Origin of the sequence: Haloglomus halophilum (assembly GCF_024298885.1) — an archaeon.
Classification (GTDB): Archaea; Halobacteriota; Halobacteria; order Halobacteriales; family Haloarculaceae; genus Haloglomus; species Haloglomus halophilum.
Genome location: NZ_CP101166.1, coordinates 380,717 through 402,919, shown reverse-complemented (window position 1 = coordinate 402,919; position 22,203 = coordinate 380,717). Strand labels below are relative to the sequence as shown.

The 22,203-nt window shown below is 69.2% G+C and carries 27 protein-coding genes and 1 tRNA gene; 16 read left to right on the top strand and 12 right to left on the bottom strand.

Annotation, left to right across the window (positions count from 1 at the left end; all coding sequences use genetic code 11):
* Positions 1 to 3: 3 nt before the first annotated feature.
* The 10 genes from NL114_RS01900 to NL114_RS01860 all read left to right on the top strand — a co-directional run bounded on the left by NL114_RS01900 (position 4) and on the right by NL114_RS01860 (position 7,233).
* Positions 4 to 1,395: a hypothetical protein gene (locus tag NL114_RS01900; RefSeq protein WP_254823111.1), complete on the top strand. Its 1,392-nt coding sequence runs from the start codon at positions 4 to 6 to the stop codon at positions 1,393 to 1,395.
* 68 nt (positions 1,396 to 1,463) lie between these two features.
* Positions 1,464 to 1,847, top strand: a complete 384-nt coding sequence (locus NL114_RS01895; RefSeq protein WP_254823110.1) for a hypothetical protein — start codon at positions 1,464 to 1,466, stop codon at positions 1,845 to 1,847.
* Between the two features lie 55 nt (positions 1,848 to 1,902).
* Positions 1,903 to 2,160, top strand: coding sequence for a hypothetical protein (locus tag NL114_RS01890; RefSeq protein ID WP_254823109.1), 258 nt, complete (start codon positions 1,903 to 1,905; stop codon positions 2,158 to 2,160).
* Positions 2,160 to 4,646, top strand: coding sequence for a carboxypeptidase-like regulatory domain-containing protein (locus NL114_RS01885; protein WP_254824761.1), 2,487 nt, complete (start codon positions 2,160 to 2,162; stop codon positions 4,644 to 4,646). Before NL114_RS01890 ends, NL114_RS01885 begins: the two co-directional genes overlap by 1 nt.
* Before the next feature lie 14 nt (positions 4,647 to 4,660).
* Complete coding sequence (locus NL114_RS01880; protein WP_254823108.1) at positions 4,661 to 5,515, top strand: hypothetical protein; 855 nt, start codon at positions 4,661 to 4,663, stop codon at positions 5,513 to 5,515.
* Positions 5,512 to 6,168 carry a hypothetical protein gene (locus NL114_RS01875; protein WP_254823107.1) on the top strand — a complete coding sequence of 219 codons (657 nt, stop codon included), beginning with the start codon at positions 5,512 to 5,514 and terminating at the stop codon, positions 6,166 to 6,168. Before NL114_RS01880 ends, NL114_RS01875 begins: the two co-directional genes overlap by 4 nt.
* Positions 6,165 to 6,500 (top strand): hypothetical protein, encoded by a 336-nt coding sequence (locus NL114_RS01870; RefSeq protein ID WP_254823106.1) that lies wholly within the window; start codon positions 6,165 to 6,167, stop codon positions 6,498 to 6,500. Before NL114_RS01875 ends, NL114_RS01870 begins: the two co-directional genes overlap by 4 nt.
* Positions 6,501 to 6,665, top strand: coding sequence for a hypothetical protein (locus tag NL114_RS01865; protein ID WP_254823105.1), 165 nt, complete (start codon positions 6,501 to 6,503; stop codon positions 6,663 to 6,665).
* A complete protein-coding gene (locus NL114_RS21575; protein WP_286671092.1) occupies positions 6,662 to 6,796 on the top strand; it encodes a hypothetical protein in 135 nt (44 codons plus the stop codon). The genes NL114_RS01865 and NL114_RS21575 overlap by 4 nt, the downstream gene beginning before the upstream one ends.
* A complete protein-coding gene (locus NL114_RS01860; RefSeq protein ID WP_254823104.1) occupies positions 6,796 to 7,233 on the top strand; it encodes a helix-hairpin-helix domain-containing protein in 438 nt (145 codons plus the stop codon). The genes NL114_RS21575 and NL114_RS01860 overlap by 1 nt, the downstream gene beginning before the upstream one ends.
* 435 nt (positions 7,234 to 7,668) lie before the next feature.
* On the opposite strand, the gene NL114_RS01855 is transcribed toward NL114_RS01860, so the two are convergent.
* The 12 genes from NL114_RS01855 to NL114_RS01810 all read right to left on the bottom strand — a co-directional run bounded on the left by NL114_RS01855 (position 7,669) and on the right by NL114_RS01810 (position 14,137).
* On the bottom strand, positions 7,669 to 9,408 hold the full coding sequence (locus NL114_RS01855) for a DUF7845 domain-containing protein (protein WP_254823103.1): 1,740 nt from the start codon (positions 9,406 to 9,408) through the stop codon (positions 7,669 to 7,671).
* Positions 9,405 to 9,533: a hypothetical protein gene (locus tag NL114_RS21570; protein ID WP_286667631.1), complete on the bottom strand. Its 129-nt coding sequence runs from the start codon at positions 9,531 to 9,533 to the stop codon at positions 9,405 to 9,407. The genes NL114_RS01855 and NL114_RS21570 overlap by 4 nt, the downstream gene beginning before the upstream one ends.
* Positions 9,534 to 10,811: a DNA-methyltransferase gene (locus NL114_RS01850; protein WP_254823102.1), complete on the bottom strand. Its 1,278-nt coding sequence runs from the start codon at positions 10,809 to 10,811 to the stop codon at positions 9,534 to 9,536.
* Positions 10,812 to 11,327 (bottom strand): DUF8129 domain-containing protein, encoded by a 516-nt coding sequence (locus tag NL114_RS01845; protein ID WP_254823101.1) that lies wholly within the window; start codon positions 11,325 to 11,327, stop codon positions 10,812 to 10,814.
* Positions 11,317 to 11,574: a hypothetical protein gene (locus NL114_RS01840; RefSeq protein ID WP_254823100.1), complete on the bottom strand. Its 258-nt coding sequence runs from the start codon at positions 11,572 to 11,574 to the stop codon at positions 11,317 to 11,319. Before NL114_RS01840 ends, NL114_RS01845 begins: the two co-directional genes overlap by 11 nt.
* The gene (locus NL114_RS01835) at positions 11,567 to 11,824 is read right to left on the bottom strand and encodes a hypothetical protein (RefSeq protein WP_254823099.1); all 258 of its coding nucleotides are present in this window, start codon (positions 11,822 to 11,824) and stop codon (positions 11,567 to 11,569) included. The genes NL114_RS01840 and NL114_RS01835 overlap by 8 nt, the downstream gene beginning before the upstream one ends.
* Positions 11,817 to 12,317 carry a PD-(D/E)XK family putative nuclease gene (locus tag NL114_RS01830; RefSeq protein ID WP_254823098.1) on the bottom strand — a complete coding sequence of 167 codons (501 nt, stop codon included), beginning with the start codon at positions 12,315 to 12,317 and terminating at the stop codon, positions 11,817 to 11,819. Before NL114_RS01830 ends, NL114_RS01835 begins: the two co-directional genes overlap by 8 nt.
* A complete protein-coding gene (locus NL114_RS01825; protein WP_254823097.1) occupies positions 12,314 to 13,207 on the bottom strand; it encodes a beta clamp domain-containing protein in 894 nt (297 codons plus the stop codon). The genes NL114_RS01830 and NL114_RS01825 overlap by 4 nt, the downstream gene beginning before the upstream one ends.
* A complete protein-coding gene (locus tag NL114_RS01820) occupies positions 13,204 to 13,647 on the bottom strand; it encodes a hypothetical protein (RefSeq protein WP_254823096.1) in 444 nt (147 codons plus the stop codon). Before NL114_RS01820 ends, NL114_RS01825 begins: the two co-directional genes overlap by 4 nt.
* Positions 13,647 to 13,877, bottom strand: coding sequence for a hypothetical protein (locus NL114_RS01815; protein WP_254823095.1), 231 nt, complete (start codon positions 13,875 to 13,877; stop codon positions 13,647 to 13,649). Before NL114_RS01815 ends, NL114_RS01820 begins: the two co-directional genes overlap by 1 nt.
* The gene (locus NL114_RS21565) at positions 13,874 to 14,005 is read right to left on the bottom strand and encodes a hypothetical protein (protein WP_286671091.1); all 132 of its coding nucleotides are present in this window, start codon (positions 14,003 to 14,005) and stop codon (positions 13,874 to 13,876) included. The genes NL114_RS01815 and NL114_RS21565 overlap by 4 nt, the downstream gene beginning before the upstream one ends.
* A gap of 57 nt (positions 14,006 to 14,062) precedes the next feature.
* Positions 14,063 to 14,137, bottom strand: a tRNA-Val gene (locus tag NL114_RS01810).
* Positions 14,138 to 14,347: 210 nt separating this feature from the next.
* Between NL114_RS01810 and NL114_RS01805 the strand changes: the two genes are divergently transcribed.
* From NL114_RS01805 to trpG, 6 genes are all read left to right on the top strand, one after another.
* On the top strand, positions 14,348 to 16,252 hold the full coding sequence (locus NL114_RS01805; RefSeq protein ID WP_254823094.1) for a hypothetical protein: 1,905 nt from the start codon (positions 14,348 to 14,350) through the stop codon (positions 16,250 to 16,252).
* Positions 16,253 to 16,432: 180 nt separating this feature from the next.
* Complete coding sequence (locus tag NL114_RS01800) at positions 16,433 to 18,052, top strand: hypothetical protein (protein WP_254823093.1); 1,620 nt, start codon at positions 16,433 to 16,435, stop codon at positions 18,050 to 18,052.
* Between the two features lie 151 nt (positions 18,053 to 18,203).
* Positions 18,204 to 19,202: an anthranilate phosphoribosyltransferase gene (gene trpD, locus NL114_RS01795; RefSeq protein ID WP_254823092.1), complete on the top strand. Its 999-nt coding sequence runs from the start codon at positions 18,204 to 18,206 to the stop codon at positions 19,200 to 19,202.
* Between the two features lies 1 nt (position 19,203).
* Positions 19,204 to 19,884: a phosphoribosylanthranilate isomerase gene (locus NL114_RS01790; RefSeq protein ID WP_254823091.1), complete on the top strand. Its 681-nt coding sequence runs from the start codon at positions 19,204 to 19,206 to the stop codon at positions 19,882 to 19,884.
* A complete protein-coding gene (trpE, locus tag NL114_RS01785) occupies positions 19,881 to 21,581 on the top strand; it encodes an anthranilate synthase component I (protein WP_434084103.1) in 1,701 nt (566 codons plus the stop codon). Before NL114_RS01790 ends, trpE begins: the two co-directional genes overlap by 4 nt.
* Positions 21,578 to 22,192 carry an anthranilate synthase component II gene (gene trpG / locus NL114_RS01780; RefSeq protein WP_254823090.1) on the top strand — a complete coding sequence of 205 codons (615 nt, stop codon included), beginning with the start codon at positions 21,578 to 21,580 and terminating at the stop codon, positions 22,190 to 22,192. The genes trpE and trpG overlap by 4 nt, the downstream gene beginning before the upstream one ends.
* Positions 22,193 to 22,203: the final 11 nt, after the last annotated feature.

Below are 22,203 nucleotides of genomic sequence, written 5' to 3'. Positions count from 1 at the left end.
ACCATGAGCAGAGCCAACCACCCGGACGACGACGTACCGAACACACCCGACGACGACATCCCGCTCGCGCCGCACGAGGACCCGCGGACGCCGGATACCGGCCTCCGAGGCGACCTCGTAGACACGGGCCGTGAGATGGCCGACGCGTACGCTCGCGACCACCACGCCTGGGAGCTGGCCGTCGGCGAGGTTACTCGCGACGACGCCGGCCGCCCGGTCGCCATCGGCGCCGACCTCAGGAGTGCGGAGCTGACGCCGGAGAACGGCAACGCCCACACGGACGCCAAATCCATCCGACGGCTCCACGGCATCCCCCGCTACGACCCGACGGTGTGGCGCTCGGATGGCGAGGGCTGGGGGCCGGTCGCGGACTTCTACGAGCACTACTGGACGAACCCACCGGCCGACCAGACCGAGGGCGGCATCTTCGGGCTGGTGCTGGGCCCGCCAGGGAAGGGAAAGAGCACGCTGCTCCGGACCTGCGCCCAGCGCTTTCTCGAGTGTAACGGCCACCGGATGGGCGAGGCGGTCGTGTGGCGCGGCGCGCCCTCGCGCTCGGAGTGGCTCCCGTTGGCGCCCTGGGTCCGGCTGATTCTCCCGGCGCGGGCCGAGATCGACGCGACGCTCCGGCCCGAGCGGCCGGTCGACCCCGTGGGCCGGGACCCAGAGCTGGGCAACTTCGCCCGAGAGGTCGTCCACTACCAGGGCCCCGTCGACGCGCTGCGGAAGTGTCGCGCGGGCGGCATCAACGTCGTCTACCCGGACCCGACGTTCTCGCACTGCCAGCGGCTCTTCGAGTCGATTCCGTCCCGAACCGTCGAGCCACCAGCCCAGCGCGACGACCTGTTCGCACCGGGCGACCCGACGCCACACTGGTGGGTTGCGCTGCTGCTGGCGGCCGTCGACGGCCGCGACCGGTCGACACCGCTGGCACTCATCTGGGACGAGATCAAGGACATCGCGCCGGACGACGCGAAGAAGGACGCGTTCGGCAGCTACCAGAAGGTCCACCAGCTGGGCGGCGACCTGACCGCGGACCTCCGGAAGCGGAACGTGACCTTAGTCGGCGCCGGCCACGGCGAGGTCGCGGTCTCGGCGCGCTGGCGCCGGAAGATCCACTACCGACTCCACACCGCTGGCCGCGCGGTCCCGACGACGGACGGGGCGGCGCCGCTCGGGTTCGGCTCGACGCCGTTCGAGAGCAACGTGAACAAGGGCAAGGACCCGGGCGAGGGGACGCTGTTCTCGCCGGAGAACTTCGAGGAGGTCGACTGGCCGAACGCGGCCGACTTGATGCCGAGTTACTCGCTCCAGATCAACACTCGCGACCCGATTCCCCGGGGCTCGGACGGCGACGAGCAGCCGGTCGCGACCGATGGAGGTGAGCCGATTTGAGCGTCGAATTCGGCTCGATTTCCGCTATTCGCGCGACCCCCGCCGGCGACCCGCGCGCCGGCGCCGCTGTGCGACAGCGCGCGCGCGTACTCCGGGACAAGCGGGGCGGTGGGGGAGGGGCCAGTCAGCACACGCTGTTCGGTTTCGCGCCTGGAATCGGCCTCGTTCCGCTCGTCGGTGGCGACCTCGTGTCGAGTCTGCTCGGCGCCGCCGGTATCGGCGTCTCGGGGACGCTCATCGCACTCATCGCGGTGGCGCTGTACGGGCGGAAGGCCCTGCAGGCTGGCGAGGCGGCCGGCCAGACGGTACGGTACCTCATCGTCATCGCCGGCGTGCTGGTGCTCGGCCTGCTGACGCGCGTGATTCCGACGCTCCGGGTCAGCCGGGCTATCGAGCTGGGCGCGGGCATCGTGCACTGGCTGGTGAGCGTCGTCGGCGGGGTGCTGGCATGATGGCGCGACCCTGGTGTCTCGGGCGGGAACTGGGCGGACTCGCGGTTTCAGACTCATGAGTGCAACACAGAACGCGGACGAGCACAGTACGGTACAGCCAACCGAGGAGGGACAGCGGCGCGAGCCGAGCCCCCGTGAGGCGGGCTTCTGGGCGTGGCAGGCCGGCCTCGCTGGGCTCGTCTTCGTCGGGAGCGTGCTGTCGGTCGGCGAGCTGCCGGTGCTCGCCGTCGGCATCGGCCTGCTGGCGCTGGTCGTCATGCTTGGGACCAGTCTCAGAGCGATGGCGGCGCTTGAGGGAGGTGAGTCGGCGTGATGGATGCCGTCCGTGAGCGGCCGGCGGTCGCGCTCTTCGCGAGCCTGACGCTGCTGCTGGCGGTTGTCGGGACTGCGGTCGTCGTGGTCTCGCCGTCGACGGCGCTGCCGGTCGGCGCCAGCCTGGCCACGGGCGACAGCATGGGCGAGTCGGTCCCGCAGTTCGTTCTCTACGGCCCGGCTGGTGACCTGGAGGCCGGCGACGTGGCCGTCTTCGACTCGGAGGCTGGCTGGCTGCGCCACGAGCTGGTCCGCGAGACGGCCGACGGCTGGATAACCCAGGGCACCGCGGAACCGCACACGGACCAGTGGAGCGGCGGCCCCGGCGCCGGCATCGGGCCGGTCGAGCGCTCGCAGGTCGCGGGTGTCGTCTACGCGGCCGCGTCGATCTACGTGGTCACGGGAGCGCTCGTCGGCCTGCTCGCGCTGCTGGCCGCGGGCGTGCTGTTCTCCACGCGGGAGCGCTGGGTCGCCCCGGCACGGGCTCGCAGTCAGGCGCTCGTGTCCGCAGGCGGAGGCGTTACCAGTCGGCTGTCTGAAGTTGACCGGCGACCGGCGCTGGCGACGGCGCTGGCCGCTCTCCTCGTCCTGTCTGCGGCCGCTCCGGCGCTGATTATAACCGGTAGCGAGCGAGCGAGTGCTACTGGTTCTGTTATTGATGATTTTAACGACGGCGACCTCTCAGAGTGGACATACGAATACGGTGACTCGGGCGATATTGCGGCTACTTCAGCCGCGGCCCTAGAAGGCTCTCACGGGGTTGAAGGGAAAGGCCAAACCGGGATTATTTCGCGCTCGGTATCGATTAAACCTGACACGCTGTCGTTTTTCTATTCAGATGCGGGAGACTTTGATTCTCCGGGCGGGGATAATACGATTCGGCTCGGTGGCGATTCGAGCTTTTCCAGTCTTGCAGGTAAAATCAGGTTCGGCCAATCGAATATCGAAGTTGGCGACGGAAGTGGTGGATATAATCAAGTAGCGGATCTCTCCGACCCGTCCGAACGGTATAAAATCACCTTTGATTTCAATTATTCGGCAGATACTCTGGAGGTGACTGTCTTTGACTCGGGCGGAGATGTTGTCGGGTCGGCGACGGGGAACATGGTAAGCAACCCATCAGATATACAAAAAATAGAGTATGCAAATAGGGGTAAAACCCAATATTTGGATTATTTTGTGACAGATGGCAAATCGCTTGGCAAAGAGGTATCTGGGACAGTAACTGATAGTAGTGGGTCTCCGATTACTGACGGAACGGTTGAGGTTAGAAATCAAACAGACGGCTCTATTGTTAAGAGCACCACGACAAATTCAACAGGGGGCTACAAATTTGATAGTGTATCGAAGGGCGAGTACGACCTTCGCGCTTCAGCGCCAGGATACCAGAACAAGACTAAGCAAATCAATACCAGTTCCCCGCGAACGGTTGACTTCTCGCTCTTCGAGACAGGTACGTTCGAGCGCGAGTTCCAGCTCGGCGAGCAGGCTCGCTACACCTACCCGCCGGCACTCTCGGAGCTGACCGTCTACCGCTTCGACCGCGCCATCGAACTCCCGCTCCCGGGCGGCACGACGTTCAAGGCTGGCCCGGGCACCTGGACCGAGGTCGCGAACAAAGACATCAACGCGTACGGGAACGCCGATGTTCGGCTCACCGACGGCGAGCCCTATCGCGTCGCGGTCACAGCCACCAGCGGCGGCCTCTCGACCCGCTGGGAGTCGCTGGGCTGGCGGGCGAACAAGTCCCGTGCGGACCCGTTCCTGATCTCGGTCACGCCGACGACGGCGTCGACGACCGCGACGGCCACGCCCGCCGGCACGCCGACCAGCGGCACTGCGACCGTGACTCCGGCCGGCCCGATCAACGGCGGCGGGCCCCTCACCCCACCACCGGACCCGTTCGACCGTGACGGTGACGGGTACCACTACGACTACCCGGACACACCGGACACGAACTTCACAGCGCCGGACTACGGCGATGGCTTCGGCCCGCGCCTGGCCGGCGAGTGCATCCAGGCCGACGGCTCCGAGGGCGTCCTCGTCGAGTACTGGGACCCGGCCTTCGAGACGACCTCGCTGACCTACAACCTCACGAGCGGCAACCAGTCCTACGCCGGCGAGCGGCAGTTCGACACCGCGGTCGGCTACACGACCTGGTGCGTGGGTGACGGCCTGACGGGCAACGCCTCGGACGCCCCTGGTGACACGACGCTGTCGGGCAACTACACGAGCGGCGGCGAGGCGTTCAACTACAGCGACGAACTCGGGAGCGACGCGCTGCTGGGTGCGCCCATCGGCGGCGGTGGGGGCGCCGGCGGTGGCGGGAGTCCGTCGACGAGTCAGACAGCCGTCGGCGTCGCGCTCATCGGCGCGGTCGGCTACCTCGCCTACCGCCGGTTCGGCTCGGGCGGAGCCGGCCCCAGCGACCCCGGTGCGGGCGGCGGCTCGTCGAGTAGCGTGCTTCCCTGGAGAGGTGGTGACTGACGGTGGCGCTCTGGATGACCGAGTCGTCGCCCCTCGCGGTCGGCCTCGCGATAGCGGTCGCGCTGCTCGCCACGGCGACCGCGGCGTGGGCACTGGTCGTACTGTGCGACCGGTACGTCGGCAGGTGCCCGGTCCCGTCGCTGGGCCGTGGCGTCGTGATGGCGACAGGCGTCCAGCTGGTGCTGATCGCGATATTCCCAGACATCCCGGTGCTGCTGGCTATCGCCGTCGCGGCTGGGTTCCTGCCGGCCCTGGAGACGTTCTGGCGGTGCTCGCTGGCCGGGCTCCAGGAGGGCCTGCGGACATGGGGTGTCTGGGTCTCCGTCGTGGCCGTCGTCCTGGCGCTCGTCACGGTCCCGGCAGCGGTTGTCCCGACGCTGTCGGTGGCGCAGTTCGCCCTGGTCTATCTCGTGTTCGTAGCATGCCACGTCGTCCTGTACGGCCCGCTCTCGGCCCGCGTCGGCTGCTGGCACGAGGCGACGCACCTCGCGGTCCTCCGGCTGCTGGGCGTCGACTACAGCCTCTCGGTCGACCTGCGCGAGTCGCGGTGGCTCGGGTACGAGATACTCCAGCAGGCCCGCTGGGAGGTCCGGTATCAGGACATCCTCTCGCTGGGCCGGCCACAGTACTACGCACTGCACCTGGCGCCGCTGGCGGTCGCCGTGCCGGCCGCAGCGGTCGCCGGCCTCCTGACGAGCCCACTCGGTCCCGGCGTCGCGCTCGGCGCCTACTACGGCGTGCTGGTGCATGCGGGCCCGAGCAGCTCCGACCTCCGTGCCGGCCTGTCGCCGGTGATGCGGGGCCCGTCGGCCGAGTCGGTCGCGGCCGCGCAGCGCAACCACGGGCTCGCCGAAGGGGTGCCGGCATGAGCGAGGAGACCGCGTGCTCCCGGCGGGCGCTGCTGGCGGCTGCCGGGTCAACGGCGGTCGCGGGCTGTGCTGGCCTCTCACCCCAGCGAATCCGGGCCGTCACGCGGACGCCGACCGCTGCGGACGAGCCCCCGATCTCCGAGGGTGCGGGTGACCTCGCGGCAGAGTACGCCAACGCGCTCCGGCCGACTGAGGGCCCGACGGGAACGCCCTACCGGCTCGAAACCGTCGCGTACGACCGGGCGGTCCTCCGTGTCCGCGGGCAGATGGCGGTCAAGTCGCTGTACCCGGTTCAGGAGACGCTGTCGGGGCTCCGTGACCCGTGGTTCAGCGAGCAGCTCGGAATCGGCCGCGCCGCGGGGCTCGTCGTCGAGGTCACGTCCTGTGCCAGCGGCAACGTGATCTACCGCGAGCGGTCGGAGGCGGACTGGGTCGAGCGCTACTGGGACCGCGAGAGCCAGCTGACTCTCGAGGATCTGGAGGCGCTGCGAACCGAGACGGCCGACGGAATCGCGAAACTACCGACGCCGGAGGCATACGGACAGCAGCCGCAGGCGGAGTGGACCTGCGGCGTCTGGACGGAGGTGGAGCCGCGGCTGACGGGCGACTACCAGGCGGGCGATGGTGACACCGATGGGGGTGAGCAGCGGTGAGCCAGGAGCCCCGCCCCGAACCGCTCGGCTACCTCGTGCTCGCCGGCGTTGCCGTCGACGTGCTGGGTTCAGGAGGTATCCTCGGCGAGTTGCTGGTCCGGCCGGTGGTGCTGCTCGGACAGTCGGCGCGATGGTCGCTGGTGGCGCTCTCAGGAATCGGGCGGTTCGTCGCCGCGGCGGTGGTCCAGCCCGTGACCATGGTCTCGGAGTCGGCTGGGTGGTGGCTGGCCGCGCTCTCGGCGCTCGGTGCGGTGCGGCTACCGGTCGCGGTCGCGACAGTCCTGCTGGTGGCATACCTACTCCACCGGTACCGCTCAGAGGTGAGCGGGTAGATGTGTCTGGAGTCGCTCCTGACGGCCCTCGCGCCCGATGGACTCGCCTCGCTCGCGGTCTACGTGCTCGTGGTCGTGGTGGGTTTCTCCCTGGTTGTCAAGTTCGCACGAGTAGAGGACGAGCGACCGCCGATGCCGCCTATCGAGTGGCCCTGGGAGCCATGACCGTCGACGCCATCCTCGCGACGGTCGCGGAGCTGGGCACCGAGCACGCGCTGCTGACGATCCACGAGCGCGACGGCATGGACATCGTCCGGTGCGAGGCCTGCGGACACGCGGTGGTCGTCGGGCCGTGATGCTCCCAATCCTCTCCCATGGCCACGTCCACGACCCGCTGGCGGCGGCCATTCTCGCCGGCGCGGTGGTCGTGCTGTACGCCCGCGACAGAATCGAGGCGGCCGGTGCGCGGTTCTACGAGTGGGTGCACGAGGACGACGAGGAGCCCGTCGACGCGACCGCCCGCGAGCAGTACGTGGCTGGCGACATCACACTCACCGAGTACGAGCGCCGCGTCGAGGCGGCGCTGGACCCTTCGACATCGCGAGCGCTGGAAGTCCTCGACGAAGCCGACGGGATCGGCGAGCAGCGGGCGCTCCAGCTGGCCGAGGCGTTCGGTTCGGTCGAGACGCTGGCTGCTCACGAGCCCGCAGAGGTAGCCGACGAAGTCGATGGCATCGGCCCGACCTACGCCGAGCGAGCGGTCGAGACTGCGCGCTCGGAGAGCCGGTCCTAACGCGGACCGGCACGCCGACCGGCCGCTGTACCGCCCGGTAGTACTGCCCGTACATGGCGTCGTCAACCGTCCTCCCGCGTGCAGACGCTCGGGGCGGTGCGGTGCGGGAGGGCTGGCCCGCTATGGGCCAGCCCGCTATCCCTCACCACCTTAGTGGCACCCCTCTGAGGCCCCCCGGCAGCACCCCGGGCCGCTGGCTCCCTCCTGAGCGGCGCCGAGAGCGGTCGAGGCCGGCGGTCGCGCCGGCGACTGGCGGCCAGTTGTGGCGAAACTGGCGCGGAAATAAGCTATCAACTCCCCGGTGAAAGTGAAACTACGCACGGCGCCGGATGGGAGTGCGTCGAGACGCTGGGCTCGCGGCAAGCGAGCGCGAAAGAAAGGATTGGTATCGAGTGCTGCGGCTGGGGAAGCGGGCGAGCGCCGGCGTGAGCGGCGCTACCCGGGCGGGCCGTAGGTCGGGAACAGCGACGAGTCGTCGACGCGGACGCGGACGTGCTGGTCGGAGAGGTACTCCTGGTCGAGCGCGCTGGCCAGCTGGTCGGCGGTCAGGTCGAGATCGGCGAAGTACTCCCAGACGTTCGACGAGGCCGTGTCCTCGTTCTCGTCCGCCTGGTCGTCGCTCTCGCGGCGCTCGCGACGCTCCTCGGCACGCTCCTTGCGGTCTTCGGGCTGGTCGTCGGGCTTGATCTGGTCGAGCGCGTCGTCGGCCTGCTCCTCGAAGTAGCGGGAGCTGAAGGTGATGACCGTGACGGCGCCGCGATGCCGCTCCAGGATGCCGGGGTCGTCACCCCCGATCTCCTCGGCGAGCTTCCGGACGTGCTCGCGAACGGTCCGGTAGGCGGCGCCGGTCTCCTCGGCCAAACCGTGGTAGGTGACCGACTCCTTGCGCCGGACGACATCGAGGATGTCGTACACGAGGTCGGTGTGCGTGTGCGTGGCCTCGCGGTAGAGCGCGGGCACGAGGCTCTGGTAGTGCTTCTGGAGCCAGTGACGCCGGCCCGCCGGCATATCGAACGCCAGCACGTCGGCCTCGGGCCCGTCGAAGTAGTCATCCGCGACGAGGTCGCCGCGCTCGATGCCGGCCCACTCCAGGTGCGAGAGGAGGATCTCCTCCAGGATGGCGATGACCTCGTCCCAGCGGTCCCAGCTGAACATCCGCCGGTAGGTCGAGCCGTCCTCCTGCTGGACGCGCTCCTTGCCGGCGAGCGCAACCTCCATCTTCGGCTGGTCCATCGGGTAGTCGAGCGCCTCCTTGTGGTCAGGATAGTAGACCTTCAGGAGGATATCGGCATCGAGGTCGGGGAAGCCGAGTTGCTCCCAGCAGTCGGTCGCGGGGATCTTCCCCTTCAGGACACAGCCGTCCTCGACCTTCTTCAGCCACTCGTGGTCGCCGTGATGCGCCGTCAGCAGGTCCGAGGACTGCTGCAGCGTATGCACGGCATCGCCCTCACGGTCCTCGTCGAACCGGACGTGCACCTCGGCCTTCGAGAAGCCGAGCGAGTCCTGGACGACATCGTCGTGGTCGAGCTGGTAGCCGAGCGCGTGACCGAGGAGTCGCGCCGCACGCTCCAGCATCTCCTCGGGCTCGTCGACCCAGGTGGAGCTGACGCGGACGACCGACCCCTCGCCGTGCGGGAGGTCGAGATCGTTCCCGTCGGGGTAGACGAGGTCGTCGTACTGGGGCTCGATCTTCAGCGTGAGGCTCTGGTCGGGCGTCCGCTCGAAGTCGACCGCGCCGTCCTCGTCGAGCGGCTGGACGGTGAGGTCGTACTTCCACCACGCGCTGTAATCCTCACCCTCGCCGGTGCCAGCCTTCCAGCGACTCGATTTCAGCGTGACCGCGTACTCGGAGTCGTCGTCCGGGCGAGTGAACGACCGCGAGAGGACCGCGTACTGGCGGCCCTTGTGGTCCTCGACGAGCGCGTCGTCGTGAGCGACCCACGCGGCGCGACACCACTGGTAGAGCGAGCCGTCCGGGAGCGTGCGATACTCGCCGACCTCGAACGGGACCGCGTCGGCGTCACGGTGCTGGTCACACAGGACGAGCTTGCCACCGCCACCGTGGCGGGCTGGCGTCGGCCCCTTCGTCGGGACCGTCTCGATCCCCTCGACGCGGTCGGTCTGGTGCCGGGCGCCGGTGGGCCGGACCGAGCCCGAGACGGAATCGGAGCTCACAGCCGACCACCCGCGAATCGCGGGAAGTGTTCCGGGCGCGTCCAGGGGACGATGCGGGCGGCCCCGCGCCCGTAGGCCGAGATGGTGGCGCCCAACAGATGCTCGCGGGCGATGGAGCGGGGCATCTACGGCTCACCCCCGTCGGTGAACGCCTGCAGGTGGGTCTCACCTTCCTCCAGCAGTCGCTCGGGCTCGTCGACGTCGAGCCCGACGCGCTGCTGGGCCAGCGCCACGTACTCTGGGTTCAGGTCGATTCCGATGAACCGCCGGCCCAGTCGTTTCGCGACGAGGCAGGTAGTCCCGGCGCCCGCGAACGGGTCTAGGACGATGCCAGCCTCGGTCGCGTCGGTGTCGCAGTCGCAGGTCTGCCCCCAGCCGGTCGCGTCCCGCTCGGGCCGGTGGACGAACTCACGGAAGTAGCCACCGAGGACCTGCTTCGCCTCGTCGGCCAGCTTCCGGGTTCGATCGTCGACACGGTCGCGACTCCCCTGCGCGGCGTCGCCGTGGGCACCGTCGCCGAAGCCGACCGACCGAGCGGCCTGCAGGTGTGCGACCGTCAGGTCCGAGGCCTGGAACCGTTCCAGGGCCTTACGCTGCTGTGGTCGGTCGAGCGCCTGGATATCACGGTCCCAGAGCGGTGTCGTCTCGACCTCGCGCTCGTAGGGTGTTCCGCAGTCGACACAAACCTCCGGCGGCGCCGTCGCCTTCAGTGGCGTCTCGCAGAGCTCGGGCGGGTAAACTGCGAAGTGCGCCTCGGAGAACGGCTGGACGGTGACCTCGAACACGTCACCTGGGTTCTTGCCGTTCGGATGGACGCCGCGGTCGAAGTTGTGGACGCGAGACTCGGTCTCGCGCCCCGGCATGTGCTCGACGCGGGTCGTCTTCGTGCCAGTGTATCCTCGTGCCGCACGTTCGAGAGACTCGGCCTTGTGTGGCTCCCGAATCGCATCAAGGTCGTACCAGTAGTCCGGCGACGGTGTGAGGTGGAAGACCTGTTCGGTCGTCGTGTTCAGCCGGTCCTTGACCGCAGAGGGCATCGGGTTCGGCTTCACCCACGTCACGTCGTTCCGAACGACCCAACCGGCGTCCTGCAGGGCGCTGGCGACCCGATGCGGGACGAGCATCTTCTGCTTCCCATCGCCAAACGAGTCGCCGAGGTTGAGCCACCACGACCCATCGTCGCGGAGGACACGCCGGATGGCCGCCCCCACGTCGACGAGGTTCTCGATATACTCGTCCAGGGACTCCTCCAACCCGAGCTGGCCGTCGACGCCGTAGTCGCGAAGGCCGAAGTACGGCGGGCTCGTCATGCAGCAGTGAACCGACGAGGCTGGGAGCTGCTCCAGCGTCTCGATGGCGTCGCCGCAGTGGATGTCGTGGGCCCACGCGTCGATATCCGACATCTACGGCTCACCTCCGTCGGCCGCAACCGGCGTCGCGTTCGAGACGGCACTCAGCTCGGCGACCGAGCGCGTGATGGTGTCGCAGTCGGGACAGCGGTAGCCCTCGCCGTCGCGCTCTTCGACGACACTGCCGCAGTCGTCGTGGACCAGCTCCGGGCCGTCGTCGGCCTCGGGCTCGGCCGTGGGTGTCGGACGGCTAACGGCCCGCTGGGAAGGCTCCTCGCGCGCCTTCAGCTGCTGGTCGCGCTGGTTGAGCCAGGCCATCACCTGCTGGCGTGGGCCCCGCTCAAGCCGCACCTCGACGGTCTGCCAGGCGTCGATGACCTCTCGCGACCGGATGCCCTGGATGCGCGCGTGAACCGCTCGCTGCATGGTCCGGTCGGTGTGGCCGGGCGCACGCTCGACGAGGTCGCGGTCGAGCCAGCGGCCGGGGTCCTCGCCGATCTCGGCGGCGATGGCCTGGCGCCACGCGGGCACGCCGGCCTCGGCGCTGGCGCTCTGGAACTCACTGGGCATCGGACTCTCCGTAGTCCGGGCCGTGAACACCCGGGACGTACCCTCCGACGGTCACGTAACCCTCTTCATGGAGGACCTGCTGCTCCATCCGCTTCCCGAGCAGGCGGTGCTGTTCGCTGGTCGGCGTCGGGAGGAAGCACGAACACTCCCGACACATCCCGGGCTCGTTCGCGGCGCCGAGCCCGTGCTCGGCCCCACAGTTGCCACAGACGATGGCCAGCGGGTCCGTGACGGGCTCCTCAGACACCGTCTCTCACCTCTGCGTCGGAGTTTCGAATGAGTCGGTCTTCAGCCTCCCAGCCCTCCATCCAGCGCTTCCAGAAGGCCCGAGCGAACGTGACGCCTTGACGACCGTACTGGTCGCGGTCGTAAGGGCAGGCAGCTTTGCCCTTCCCGTCCCGGCGGGCGAGTGCGCCTTTCCGGTAGGCGCCAGCGAAGGCGGGGTTCGTATAATCGTCCTCGGAGAGGTGAGAGACGGTCGGGTCCTCTTCAGACACCGTCGCTCACCTCCGAATCCCGAAAGACGTGCGACCACGCCAGTTTCGTGTGCGTACACCGGTCCTCGACCTCGATCCAACTCCCGCGCAGCTCGTCGACCAGCGACGCGGGGACGAGCTTCATCGCGAGCGGGTCCCGATTCGGAACGGGCACCGCGACGACGAAGATGTAGACGCCCGCGTCCGCCAGCAGCTCGCCGTGCTGCCCCTCGCGCAGGTAGAAGCGCCCGGTCGCCTCGCGCTCGCCCTGCACTGCGGCGACGCTCTTGATCTCGACGGGCGTGCCCTGTTCGACGAGACAGATACCGGCGAACGGGAGCCGGTCGGTCGGCGCGAGACAGTGCTCGGCGACGGCGTCGTGGCGGCTATCGCGCTCGGGCGCCGCTCGGAGCCCGTCGACACGCTGGATGACCGTCGCCTCGACGCGCTCGCCGAGCCGCTTCGAGCGCGCGAGCCGACTGTCGGCCTCGGGCTGACGGCGGGACACGCTCATGTGCCACCTCCGGAGTCCAGGATGGGTGCGACGTGATACTCGGCCTCCGCCACGGGCCGCTGCTCGCCATGGCGCTCCTGTTTGAGCGTCCAGCGCAGGCGAAAGTCCGTCTCCGCACCGAACTGGAACGAGACGACCGCGCCGTCGGGGATGGACCCGACGACATCGCGGATTAGTTCGCCGGAGTAGACGGCCTCGACTGCGCTCTCGGGCGTCCGGATGGCGTCCTCGGTCGCGACCGGCGCGTCGACGTTGTCGATGTCGCTGTCGCCGATGACGTGCAGCGTGCCGTCGGGCTCGCCGCGGATGCGATACTGGTCGCTGGTGCTGCCGAAGCCGTCCATCGCGCGGAACGGGACGCGGGCGTGTTTGGCGGCTGCAACCAGCTGACGCCGGTCGATGGCGGCCCGATACGTGTAATCGCGCTCCAACTCGGACGCCCGCATCGTGCCGAGGTCGTCGTAGGCGGCGACCGTCCGGCCGACAGGGCCAGCCCGGAGGTGGAGCGGCTGCCCGACCTCGTCGACGGTGATCGAGACCGCCTCCTCGGCGTCGGGCTCGGCCAGCCGAGCGGTCTCGTGGAACGGCCGGAGCGCGACGATGCGCTCGGTCGACTCGTCGCCGAAGTGCTGGAACTCCTCGAAGGCCTCGGCGTAGAGTGCCGTGTCGAGCTGCATCGTCTTGGCCTCGTTGACGACCGAGACGCCGATGCCGTCGGTCCCGAACTCGAGTGGCGCCTCCGGATGGACGATGTCGAGCGCGGCGAGCCAGTCCTGCAGGAGCCCCGGGTCGATGACACCCTGGGTGACGACCTCCGAGGGCCCGTGAGCGGCCACGGGGTCCGGATACTCGGCGTCAGCGCCCCAGTTGCGGTTGCCGGAGAGGCTCACTGCTCGTCACCCCCGTCGAGATCGTACTGCGCGTCGAGCAGTCGCGCCAGCACGTCGGCCTCCGCACCGGCCACAGGGTCGCCGGCACCACCGAACGCGCCGGGGAATGACTGCGTGCAGGCCCACACGACCGCACGCGGGCGGTACCCGGCGTCGTCGTGCTGGGCCTCGTAGTCCCGATACCAGGTCCGCGAGACCGCAGCATCCACGTACAGCACGCGGATCATCGCGCGGTCGCCCTCCAGGCCTCGGAACCGCCCGCGAACCATGAGCACGGCGTAGCCGACGTGCTCGGTGGCCTCGCGGTCAGCGGTGTCGAAGCGGGCGGCGCGCCAGGACTCGGGCAGGGTGCGGGGCTCGCTCTCGGCCCGGAAGTCCGAGTCGTCGGGGAAGTACGTCGCGAGGACGGCCCCATCGGGATCGGCGTCGGTCGCCGCCATCACGCGTCACCTCCGTCGGCTGGCCGGTGGACGCGGTTCCCGCAGGTGCCACGCGACCGCAGGACCGTCTCGCCCTCGTCGGGCCCGTCGTCGGGGAAGCACTCCTGGCACGGCGGGTGGAAGGCCAGCAGGCCACCGGTAGCGGGCTCGGGCCGCCAGTCGCTGTTGGTGCGGCTACACGCGGGCTCGGGGCCGTCGCGCTCGGAGCGCCGTTGCTGCTCGGCGCTCATGGCCGACACCTCCCGTCCTCGCGAGCGTCACAGCGAGGCGGCCGGTCGGGATCGAACCGTTCACCGCAGAACCAGCACTCCGGATCAGGGAGCGCCTCGATATCGAGTGAGCGCTGCTGCTCACTCATCGAGACGCACCTCGTGAAAAACGGCTTGAGAGGTAATGTACCTCTTTTTTACCGGTATGGGTTGGGGCGGATTTGAACCGCCGGCCTCCTCCATGTCAAGGAGGTGTCATAACCAGCCTAGACCACCAACCCGACCTGCACTCACTCGTACCGCGTTTGGTAGTTTGAAGGTTTCGAAACGACCACGGTCCGGACCGGGCCGGGAGATGGCCGAGGCACAGGTCCGGGCCGGGGGCGAGGTCCCGGTTTACGAGTTCGTTTATATACGCGGGATGCTGCTTATAAACCACCGGAGATTACCGCGCCAAGTCATATTGATGGAACAGATAGTCAAAAGAATGTATGTTCAGTCGAACGGCACGGGTTCTTGCGACGGTCCTGGTGGCAGCGGCCGTCGTCCTCTCGATGGCGGTGGGACCAGCAGTGGCGACCCCGGACGACGGTGGCCTACTGGGTGGGGATAGCTCGGACGACAGCACGCTTGGCGGTGACTCCGGAGTCGATGTCGGAACGGACGGCGTCAGCGTCGGCGGTGACTCCGGCATCGATGTCGGAACGGACGGCGTCAGCGTCGGTGGCGACGAGGGAATCAACGCGAGTACCGACGGTGTGAGCGTCGCCGGCCAGGAGGTCGGCACGGGGACCCTCCCGGATGGTGACTCCCCGTCGCTCCCGGGAACGGACGACGGCCCGGTCGGTACCGACGGCTCGAACCTCGAAGTGGGTGGTGACGAAGGGGTCTCCATCGGGACTGACGGCGTGAGCGCCGGCGGAGACTCCGGCGTCAGTGTCGGGACGGACGGTGTCAGCGTCGCAGGGCAGGATGTCGGCGGCGACGGGCTGCCCTCCGGTGATGGACTTCCTTCTGGCGACGGGCTGCCTGGCGGTGAGGGGCTGCCGGGCCTTGATGGCGTTCCGGGCTCTGATTCCGGTAGCGTGGGCGAGGTCCCCACCGGTCCGCTTCCCGTCGATGTCGCGTTCGAGGGGAGCGGCGTGATGAACCGATACGTGACCATCGGCACGTCGGAGTCGAGTCCCGTCGGTGTCGACGGGATGCTGGTCTCCGCGCAGAAGGACGATGGGGCCATGGACATGGTCTCGCGGCTGGAGGTTTCGGACGCAGACCGAACGTATCTGGACTTCGACGGTCGGAACCTCGTCAGCGAGGAGGGCCTCGAGAAGTCCGACGGGGCCATCTACACGGTCAACGAGAGCGGCGGGACGTACCTCCTGGCACTCTCGCGCGACAACGTGCAGGCGGCCGGAACTGCGGTTGCACAGGGTAAGCAGGTCGGCGTCATCAACGCACAGAACGACCCCGGGACCCAGCAGGGGACCCTGGCGGGCGGTCTGAATCCCGCTAACACTCCCGGCCCGTCGCTTCCGGTCGGCCCGCAGGCGCCCGAACGACTCGGTGGCGGCATCAGCTGCAACGGTGAGGAGTGTCAGGTCGGGACGGCGGGCATCTACGAGCAGATTCCCGACAACCAGTTCACGCAGACGCTGCGGAACAACTACCCCTTCCCGCGGACCATCGACCAGAGCGGCGTCGTGGCCCCGTGCAACAAGCCCATCGACTCGGACGACATCCCTGCGGAGCAGCTCCCGGGGCTCTCGGACCTCCCGAAGGGCACCCTGCCCGGCGTGCCGACCTCCCTGCTGACGAACGAGGCGGTGCTCGGGCTCGCGTTCGGCGCCGCACCGGCGCCGTGTGAGGTCACGCAGCCCGTCCTCGACCCGGTCGCGAACCCCGCGAACGAGCCGGGGCAGGCGAGCCCGACGTTCGACGTGGGCGATGGCTCCATGAGCACCGATAGTGGGTTCAGTGCCGTGCGGTTCTTCGAGGTCGGTCCGGGTGGCAACCTCGGCACCGCCGACGGCGTCTACGCTGTCGTCCTCGACCAGGACAAGCAGGACGCGGTGTACGAGATGGACATCTCCAACAGCGAGTACCAGTACGTCCTCATCAACACGCGCGGGACGCGCGAGGATGGGGTCACGAGCGGCGAGCTCGAGGCATCACTCCGAGAGGACTACGCTGGTCTCGCCACCGACTTCGAGAACGGGCCCGGGCAGGGCGAGTTCTCTGGTGGGGTTTCCCCGAGCGTGCTCCAGAAACAGATTATTAAACTCGAGCTGAAGTGCGACGCCAGCGGCTGCCAGCCGAGCTACTCCGGGCTGCCGAGTCTGGGTGCGCTGCCCGAACTCCCGAACCCCATCGCTGGCGACGCGGGCCTCCCGGCCTGATCCGCGACGGTCCGGGCGGTTCGGTATTCGAGTGATCCACAGCTTTCGGGCCCTCCTCTCCGATTATGCGCGGTACTATCCCTTTCTGACTGAACATTCAGTCAGAACCTGGTGTAATAAACACCCGGACATAGCGGCCGCAAGGGGTATGCGGGGAGATGATACATATTGGGATACAACATGGCAGCCAGCATTGCACGGAAGATCGCGGCAATCCTCTTCGCCATGGCCATGGTCGGCAGCGTCGCTGTCGGCCCGGCCCTGGCGGACGACGACGGGGACGTCAGCGTTGGTGGCGATGGCGTCAACGTCGGTGGCGACGACGGGGTCACCGTCGGCGCCGGTGACGACGGCAGCACGAACGGTAGCACGACGGTCTCGGCCGATGCGGGTCAGGACGGTGTCGATGCCGACGCCTCGGTGAGTGGTGGCGACGGCAGCGGAACCGACGGCTCGCTCGACTGTAGCCTCGATACGAGTAGTCAGGAGGCGGACTGTGAGCCCAGCGGCACCGACGGTGGCTCGATGCCCGGCCTGGACGACGCCCCGGAAGCACCCGGCACGGGTGACGCCCCCGAGGCACCCGGTACGGGTGACGCACCCGATGCGCCCGAGGCACCTAGTCTCGGTGACGGTGGCGACGGTGACGGCGGTAGCGGCGAGAGCCCGTCCCCGCCGACCACGATGGACGAGATCTCCACGCCGGAGGTCCCCATCGACGCCCCCGACCTCCCCGTGAACTACGGGGAGAACGTGCCGTTCGAGGCCTTCCCGAACTTCTGTAATCCGCCGTACGGCGTCGACGACGTTCGCGAGGCCAACCCGGTCGACCCGACGGACCCGGTCCCGGGCGCCGTGCAGGAGCAGGCACCGGACGCGGTTCCGACGAGTCCTCCCGACACACCTGTCGGGGACCCGCTCGGGCTCGTGAGTGCGCCCATCGACCAGTGTGACGTCTTCAACCCGTACAACCCGGCCGTCAACCCGACGAGCCCGCCGGACGACCCGAGCGCGACGTTCGATCCGGCACGGACCGACGCCGGACAGGACGGAGTGACTCTCTACTGGCTCGCCGAGGGCACGAGCGATGAGGGTGCTGCCCCCGGTGGCGAGTCGATGGCCATCGTCATGGCCTCGCAGGACTCGAGTGCGGTCGTCGTCGAGCCCAGCGCCACGAACGGCCGAACTGACACGGGCGGTGCGGTCGACCTCCGGATGCCCGGGAACCAGCCCAATCAGGGCACCTACGTCGTCGAGGCCGTCGCGTTCGGCCAGGGCGCTAGCGCGAGCGTGACCTGTGACGGCTCGGAGTGCAAGCCCAAGGCCGGCGGCGTCCCCAGCGGGAACGCCGTGCCGGCCGTCCCGGCTGGCGGCGGTAGCGGCGGCGAGGACCCGCAGCCGGGTCCGTCCGCCGACACCGGCCAGCCGGTGACCAATGTCGGTCAGGGCGGCGCCGTCATCATCGACGACCGTGAGGCGACGCTCGGCGACGGCCTCCCCAGTGGAGAGCACGACGCCATATTCGCCACCGACGGTCAGCGAGTCGTCGCAGAGGAGGACGCCCAGGCATCCGGCCAGGGCCGTCAGGCTAACCTGGTGACGGCCTACGACAGCGGCCAGTACCCCGGTGACGACGACGTCTACGTGCTCGCGAAGGGCGAGGGCGCCGGAGTCATCGTCGGCCTGAACTGTGACGACTACCGCTGCAGCCCGGCCGACAACACCGGCGTCTACGCCGGCCCCGGCTCGATGGTCTTCGACATGATCCCGAGCCCGCCGGAGCCGGTCCCCTCGCCGTAAGCAGCCGTAGCGGCCTCGTTCTCTCTTCTCCTCCGTTCTCCTCTTCCGTTCTCACGCCCCGTAGCGACAGCCATGCCCGCCGAGCCGACACGCTTTTACTGCCGTACTACTTCGACCATCATAAGACAGAACTGTACATCAGTGATTCCACATGCAGGACTACATCGAGCGCGTGACGGACGGCGGGGACCTGACACAGGCGGAGGCCCGCGAGGTATCGACGCTGGTCTTCGAGGGGGCGACCGAGGCACAGATCGGGGCGTTGCTCGCGGCGCTCCGGGCGAAGGGGGAGACGGAAGCGGAGATCGCGGGGTTCGCCGAGGGGATGCGTGCGGCAGCGCGGACCATCTCGCCCGACCGCGAACCGCTCGTCGACACCTGTGGGACGGGCGGTGACGACTACGACACCATCAACGTCTCCACTACGAGCGCCATCGTCGCCAGCGGTGCCGGCGTCCCCGTCGCGAAACACGGCAACTACTCGGTCTCCTCGTCCTCGGGGAGCGCGGACGTGCTGGAGGTCGCGGGCGTGAACGTCGAAGCCGAGCCCGAAGCCGTCGAGCGGGCCATCCAACGCGACGGCATCGGCTTCATGCTGGCCCCCGTGTTCCACCCGGCGATGAAGGCGGTCATCGGACCGCGCCGCGAGCTGGGGATGCGGACGCTGTTCAACATCCTCGGCCCGCTGACCAACCCCGCGGGCGCCGACGCGCAGGTCGTCGGAACGTACGACCCCGACCTCGTGGTACCGATGGCCGAGGCGCTGGCGCGGATGGATGTCGAGCGCGCGCTCGTGGTCCATGGCGACGGTCTGGACGAGATCTGCCTCCACGGCGAGACCATCGCAGCCGAGGTGAGTGGTGCCGACGTGACCGAACTGGAACTCGCACCGGAGGACTTCGGGCTGGAACGCGCGCCCGTCGCGGACATCTCGGGTGGGACGCCGGAGGACAACGCCGCGGACCTCCGGGCCATCGTCGAGGGCGAGGAGCAGGGCGCCAAGCGCGACATCATCCTGGCGAACGCCGGCGCCGCCATCTACGTCGCGGGCGAGGCCGACTCCCTGGAGGCGGGTGCCGAGCGCGCGCTGCACGCCATCGAATCCGGTGACGCTGCGCAGAAACTCGACGACCTCTGTGATGGGGCCTGAGATGGACGGGGACACGTCCAGGGCCACGGCGGCTGCCCGAACCCGTACGAAGGTCTGTGGCGTCACGCTCGAGGTCGACCTCCGGACCGCGGTCGACGCGGGCACGGACGCCGTCGGCGTCATCACGGACGTGACCGTCGACACCCCCCGGGAGGTGTCCGTCGAGCAGGCGCGTGGCTTGCTCGATGTGGTCCCGCCGTTCGTGACGGGGACGCTGGTGACGATGCCAGCGAACGCGGAGGCCGCGGTTCGACTGGTCGAGCGGCTGGAGCCGGACGCCGTGCAGGTTCACGGCCTCACGCCCGACCGGGTCGCGGCCCTGCGCGTCCGCGCACCGGTGCCCGTGCTGGCGGCCGTCGACGCGGTCGACGCACCACGGTACGCCGACGCGGCCGATGCACTGGTCGTCGACTCGCTCGACGAGCAGGGCGGCGGCGGTACCGGCGAGACGGGTGACTGGGAGCGGACCCGTGACCTGGTCGCGGAGCTCGACGTGCCGGTCGTGCTGGCCGGCGGACTCACTCCCGAGAACGTGGCCGACGCGGTGCGAACGGTGCGACCGTTCGCCGTCGACGTGGCCTCGGGCGTCGAGCGCGAGGGTGGCGTCAAGGACGCCGACGCGGTCCGCGCGTTCGTCAGGAACGCGACGCAGGCACCCGACGAGGAGGGGGTCGCGACATGAGCGACGGCGCCGACGATGCCGAGCCCGGACCGATGCTCGACGTCTCCCGGGAGTCGTTCGCCGACCTCGTCGCCCACGGGCGCCGGACCGACGCCGGGAGCGAGACGGGCGTCGTGGTGCGCGCCGAGGCGACCCTCCCCGTGGACGTGGCCCCGCTCCCCGCGTACGCGGCGTTGAGCGGGCGCACCAGCGACGCGCCCGGCGCCGACCACACCTTCCTGCTGGAGAGTGCCGAGAAGGTCGCCTCCAGCGACCCGGACGGCGCGTTCACGCCCGACCGTGGCGGCGCCGACCGACACGCACGCTACTCGTTCGTCGGCTACGACCCAGCGGCGCGCGTGACGGTCCACCCCGAGGGCGAGGACCGCGTCGACATCGAGGTGCTGGACGAGCGCTACGAGAGGCTCGTGACGCCGGGCGAGGGCGACACGCTGGACACCCTCCGCGCGGCGCTGCCGGACGTCGCCCGGCGCGGCTTCGGCAACGGCCACCGCCAGCGACTCGATGGGGGCCTCGTCGGCTTCCTCTCCTACGACGCCGTCTACGACCTCCACCTCCACGAGGTGGGCCTGGAGCGGCCGGACTCGCGGTTCCCGGATGCCGAGTTCCTGCTGACGACCCGGACGCTCGTGTTCGACGACGAGCGTGATACGGTGTCGCTGGCGTTCACGCCCGTCGTCCGCCCGGAGGACGCCCCGGACGCGGTGTACGACGAACTCGTCGCCGAGGCCGAGCGGGTGGCGGGGCTGCTGGCGGACGCGGTCGCGCCCGACCCCGGCGGCTTCGTCCGAGCGGGCGAGCGTGCGGGCCCGCAGGACTCGTACGAGGACGCCGTCGCGACCGCGAAGGAACACGTCCTCGACGGCGACATCTACCAGGGCGTCATCTCGCGGACCCGGGAGCTGTACGGCGACATCGACCCGCTCGGGCTGTACGCGGCACTGCGTGAGGTGAACCCATCGCCGTACATGTACCTGCTCGACCACGACGACCTGACCATCGTCGGGGCGTCGCCGGAGACGCTGGTGTCGGTGCGCGGGGAGACGGTCACCGCGAACCCCATCGCGGGGACCTGTGACCGTGGCACCTCGCCCGTCGAGGACCGACGGCTCGCGGGCGAGATGCTGGCCGACGGGAAGGAGCGCGCCGAGCACACGATGCTGGTCGACCTCGCGCGCAACGACGTACGGCGGGTGAGCGAGGCCGGCTCGGTGCGCGTCGAGGAGTTCATGAACGTCCTGAAGTACAGCCACGTCCAGCACATCGAGTCGACCGTGACGGGCCGCCTGGCCGACGATGCCGACGCCTTCGACGCGGCGCGAGCGTCGTTCCCGGCGGGGACGCTCTCGGGCGCGCCGAAGATGCGTGCGATGGAGATCATCGACGACCTCGAACGGAGCCCACGGGGCCCGTACGGCGGCGGCGTCGGCTACGTCTCCTGGGACGGCGACGCCGACATGGCCATCGTCATCCGGACCGCGACGGTCGAGTCGGGGGCGGGGCCGGACGGCACGGACCTCGTCACCGTGCAGGCGGGTGCGGGCATCGTGGCGGATTCGGACCCGACCAGCGAGTACGAGGAGACCGAGAACAAGATGCGGGGGGTGCTCGCGGCGCTGGAGGAGATCGAGTGCGAGGGCGGGGCGACCGCTGACGGCGACGGCACGGCCGACGCGGAGCCGGAGGTGTCCCGATGAGCGTCGAGGCCGCCGCGGATGTCACCGACGACGCGCCGCTCGTGCTGTTCGTGGACAACTTCGACTCGTTCACCTACAACCTCGTCGAGTACGTCAGCCAGCACGCTCGGACGACGGTTCGGCGCAATACCGCATCACTCGACGAATTGCGCGATATCGACCCGGACGCCATCGTGGTGTCGCCGGGACCCGGCCATCCCAGGAACCCCCGCGACGTTGGCATCACCAACGAGGTGTTCCGGACGCTCTCGGAGACGGTTCCGACACTCGGCGTCTGTCTCGGCCTCGAAGCGGCCGTGTACGCCTACGGCGGGAGCGTCGGGCGCGCGCCCGAACCCATCCACGGCAAGGCGTTCCCCGTCGAGCACGACGGGCAGGGCGTCTTCGCGGGGCTGGACCAGGGGTTCCAGGGCGGGCGCTACCACTCGCTCGTCGCGACCGAGGTCCCCGACTGCTTTGACGTGACCGCGACGACCGACCACGAGGACGTGGACCTCGTGATGGGCGTCCGCCACGAGGACCACCCCATCGAGTGCGTGCAGTTCCACCCCGAGAGCGTCCTGACTGGCGTCGGCCACGACGTGGTGCGGAACTTCCTCGACGGCGTGTAGCCGCCCGGGAG

Bases quoted from the DNA above. Each gene is read 5' to 3' on its own strand.
- NL114_RS01900 (WP_254823111.1), top strand. From the start codon at position 4: ATGAGCAGAGCCAACCACCCGGACGACGACGTACCGAACACACCCGAC.
- NL114_RS01890 (WP_254823109.1), top strand. From the start codon at position 1,903: ATGAGTGCAACACAGAACGCGGACGAGCACAGTACGGTACAGCCAACC.
- NL114_RS01885 (WP_254824761.1), top strand. From the start codon at position 2,160: ATGGATGCCGTCCGTGAGCGGCCGGCGGTCGCGCTCTTCGCGAGCCTG.
- NL114_RS01880 (WP_254823108.1), top strand. From the start codon at position 4,661: ATGACCGAGTCGTCGCCCCTCGCGGTCGGCCTCGCGATAGCGGTCGCG.
- NL114_RS01875 (WP_254823107.1), top strand. From the start codon at position 5,512: ATGAGCGAGGAGACCGCGTGCTCCCGGCGGGCGCTGCTGGCGGCTGCC.
- NL114_RS01865 (WP_254823105.1), top strand. From the start codon at position 6,501: ATGTGTCTGGAGTCGCTCCTGACGGCCCTCGCGCCCGATGGACTCGCC.
- NL114_RS21575 (WP_286671092.1), top strand. From the start codon at position 6,662: ATGACCGTCGACGCCATCCTCGCGACGGTCGCGGAGCTGGGCACCGAG.
- NL114_RS01860 (WP_254823104.1), top strand. From the start codon at position 6,796: ATGCTCCCAATCCTCTCCCATGGCCACGTCCACGACCCGCTGGCGGCG.
- NL114_RS21570 (WP_286667631.1), bottom strand. From the start codon at position 9,533: ATGCCCCGCTCCATCGCCCGCGAGCATCTGTTGGGCGCCACCATCTCG.
- NL114_RS01850 (WP_254823102.1), bottom strand. From the start codon at position 10,811: ATGTCGGATATCGACGCGTGGGCCCACGACATCCACTGCGGCGACGCC.
- NL114_RS01845 (WP_254823101.1), bottom strand. From the start codon at position 11,327: ATGCCCAGTGAGTTCCAGAGCGCCAGCGCCGAGGCCGGCGTGCCCGCG.
- NL114_RS01830 (WP_254823098.1), bottom strand. From the start codon at position 12,317: ATGAGCGTGTCCCGCCGTCAGCCCGAGGCCGACAGTCGGCTCGCGCGC.
- NL114_RS01820 (WP_254823096.1), bottom strand. From the start codon at position 13,647: ATGGCGGCGACCGACGCCGATCCCGATGGGGCCGTCCTCGCGACGTAC.
- NL114_RS01815 (WP_254823095.1), bottom strand. From the start codon at position 13,877: ATGAGCGCCGAGCAGCAACGGCGCTCCGAGCGCGACGGCCCCGAGCCC.
- NL114_RS21565 (WP_286671091.1), bottom strand. From the start codon at position 14,005: ATGAGTGAGCAGCAGCGCTCACTCGATATCGAGGCGCTCCCTGATCCG.
- NL114_RS01805 (WP_254823094.1), top strand. From the start codon at position 14,348: ATGTTCAGTCGAACGGCACGGGTTCTTGCGACGGTCCTGGTGGCAGCG.
- NL114_RS01800 (WP_254823093.1), top strand. From the start codon at position 16,433: ATGGCAGCCAGCATTGCACGGAAGATCGCGGCAATCCTCTTCGCCATG.
- trpD (WP_254823092.1), top strand. From the start codon at position 18,204: ATGCAGGACTACATCGAGCGCGTGACGGACGGCGGGGACCTGACACAG.
- NL114_RS01790 (WP_254823091.1), top strand. From the start codon at position 19,204: ATGGACGGGGACACGTCCAGGGCCACGGCGGCTGCCCGAACCCGTACG.
- trpE (WP_434084103.1), top strand. From the start codon at position 19,881: ATGAGCGACGGCGCCGACGATGCCGAGCCCGGACCGATGCTCGACGTC.
- trpG (WP_254823090.1), top strand. From the start codon at position 21,578: ATGAGCGTCGAGGCCGCCGCGGATGTCACCGACGACGCGCCGCTCGTG.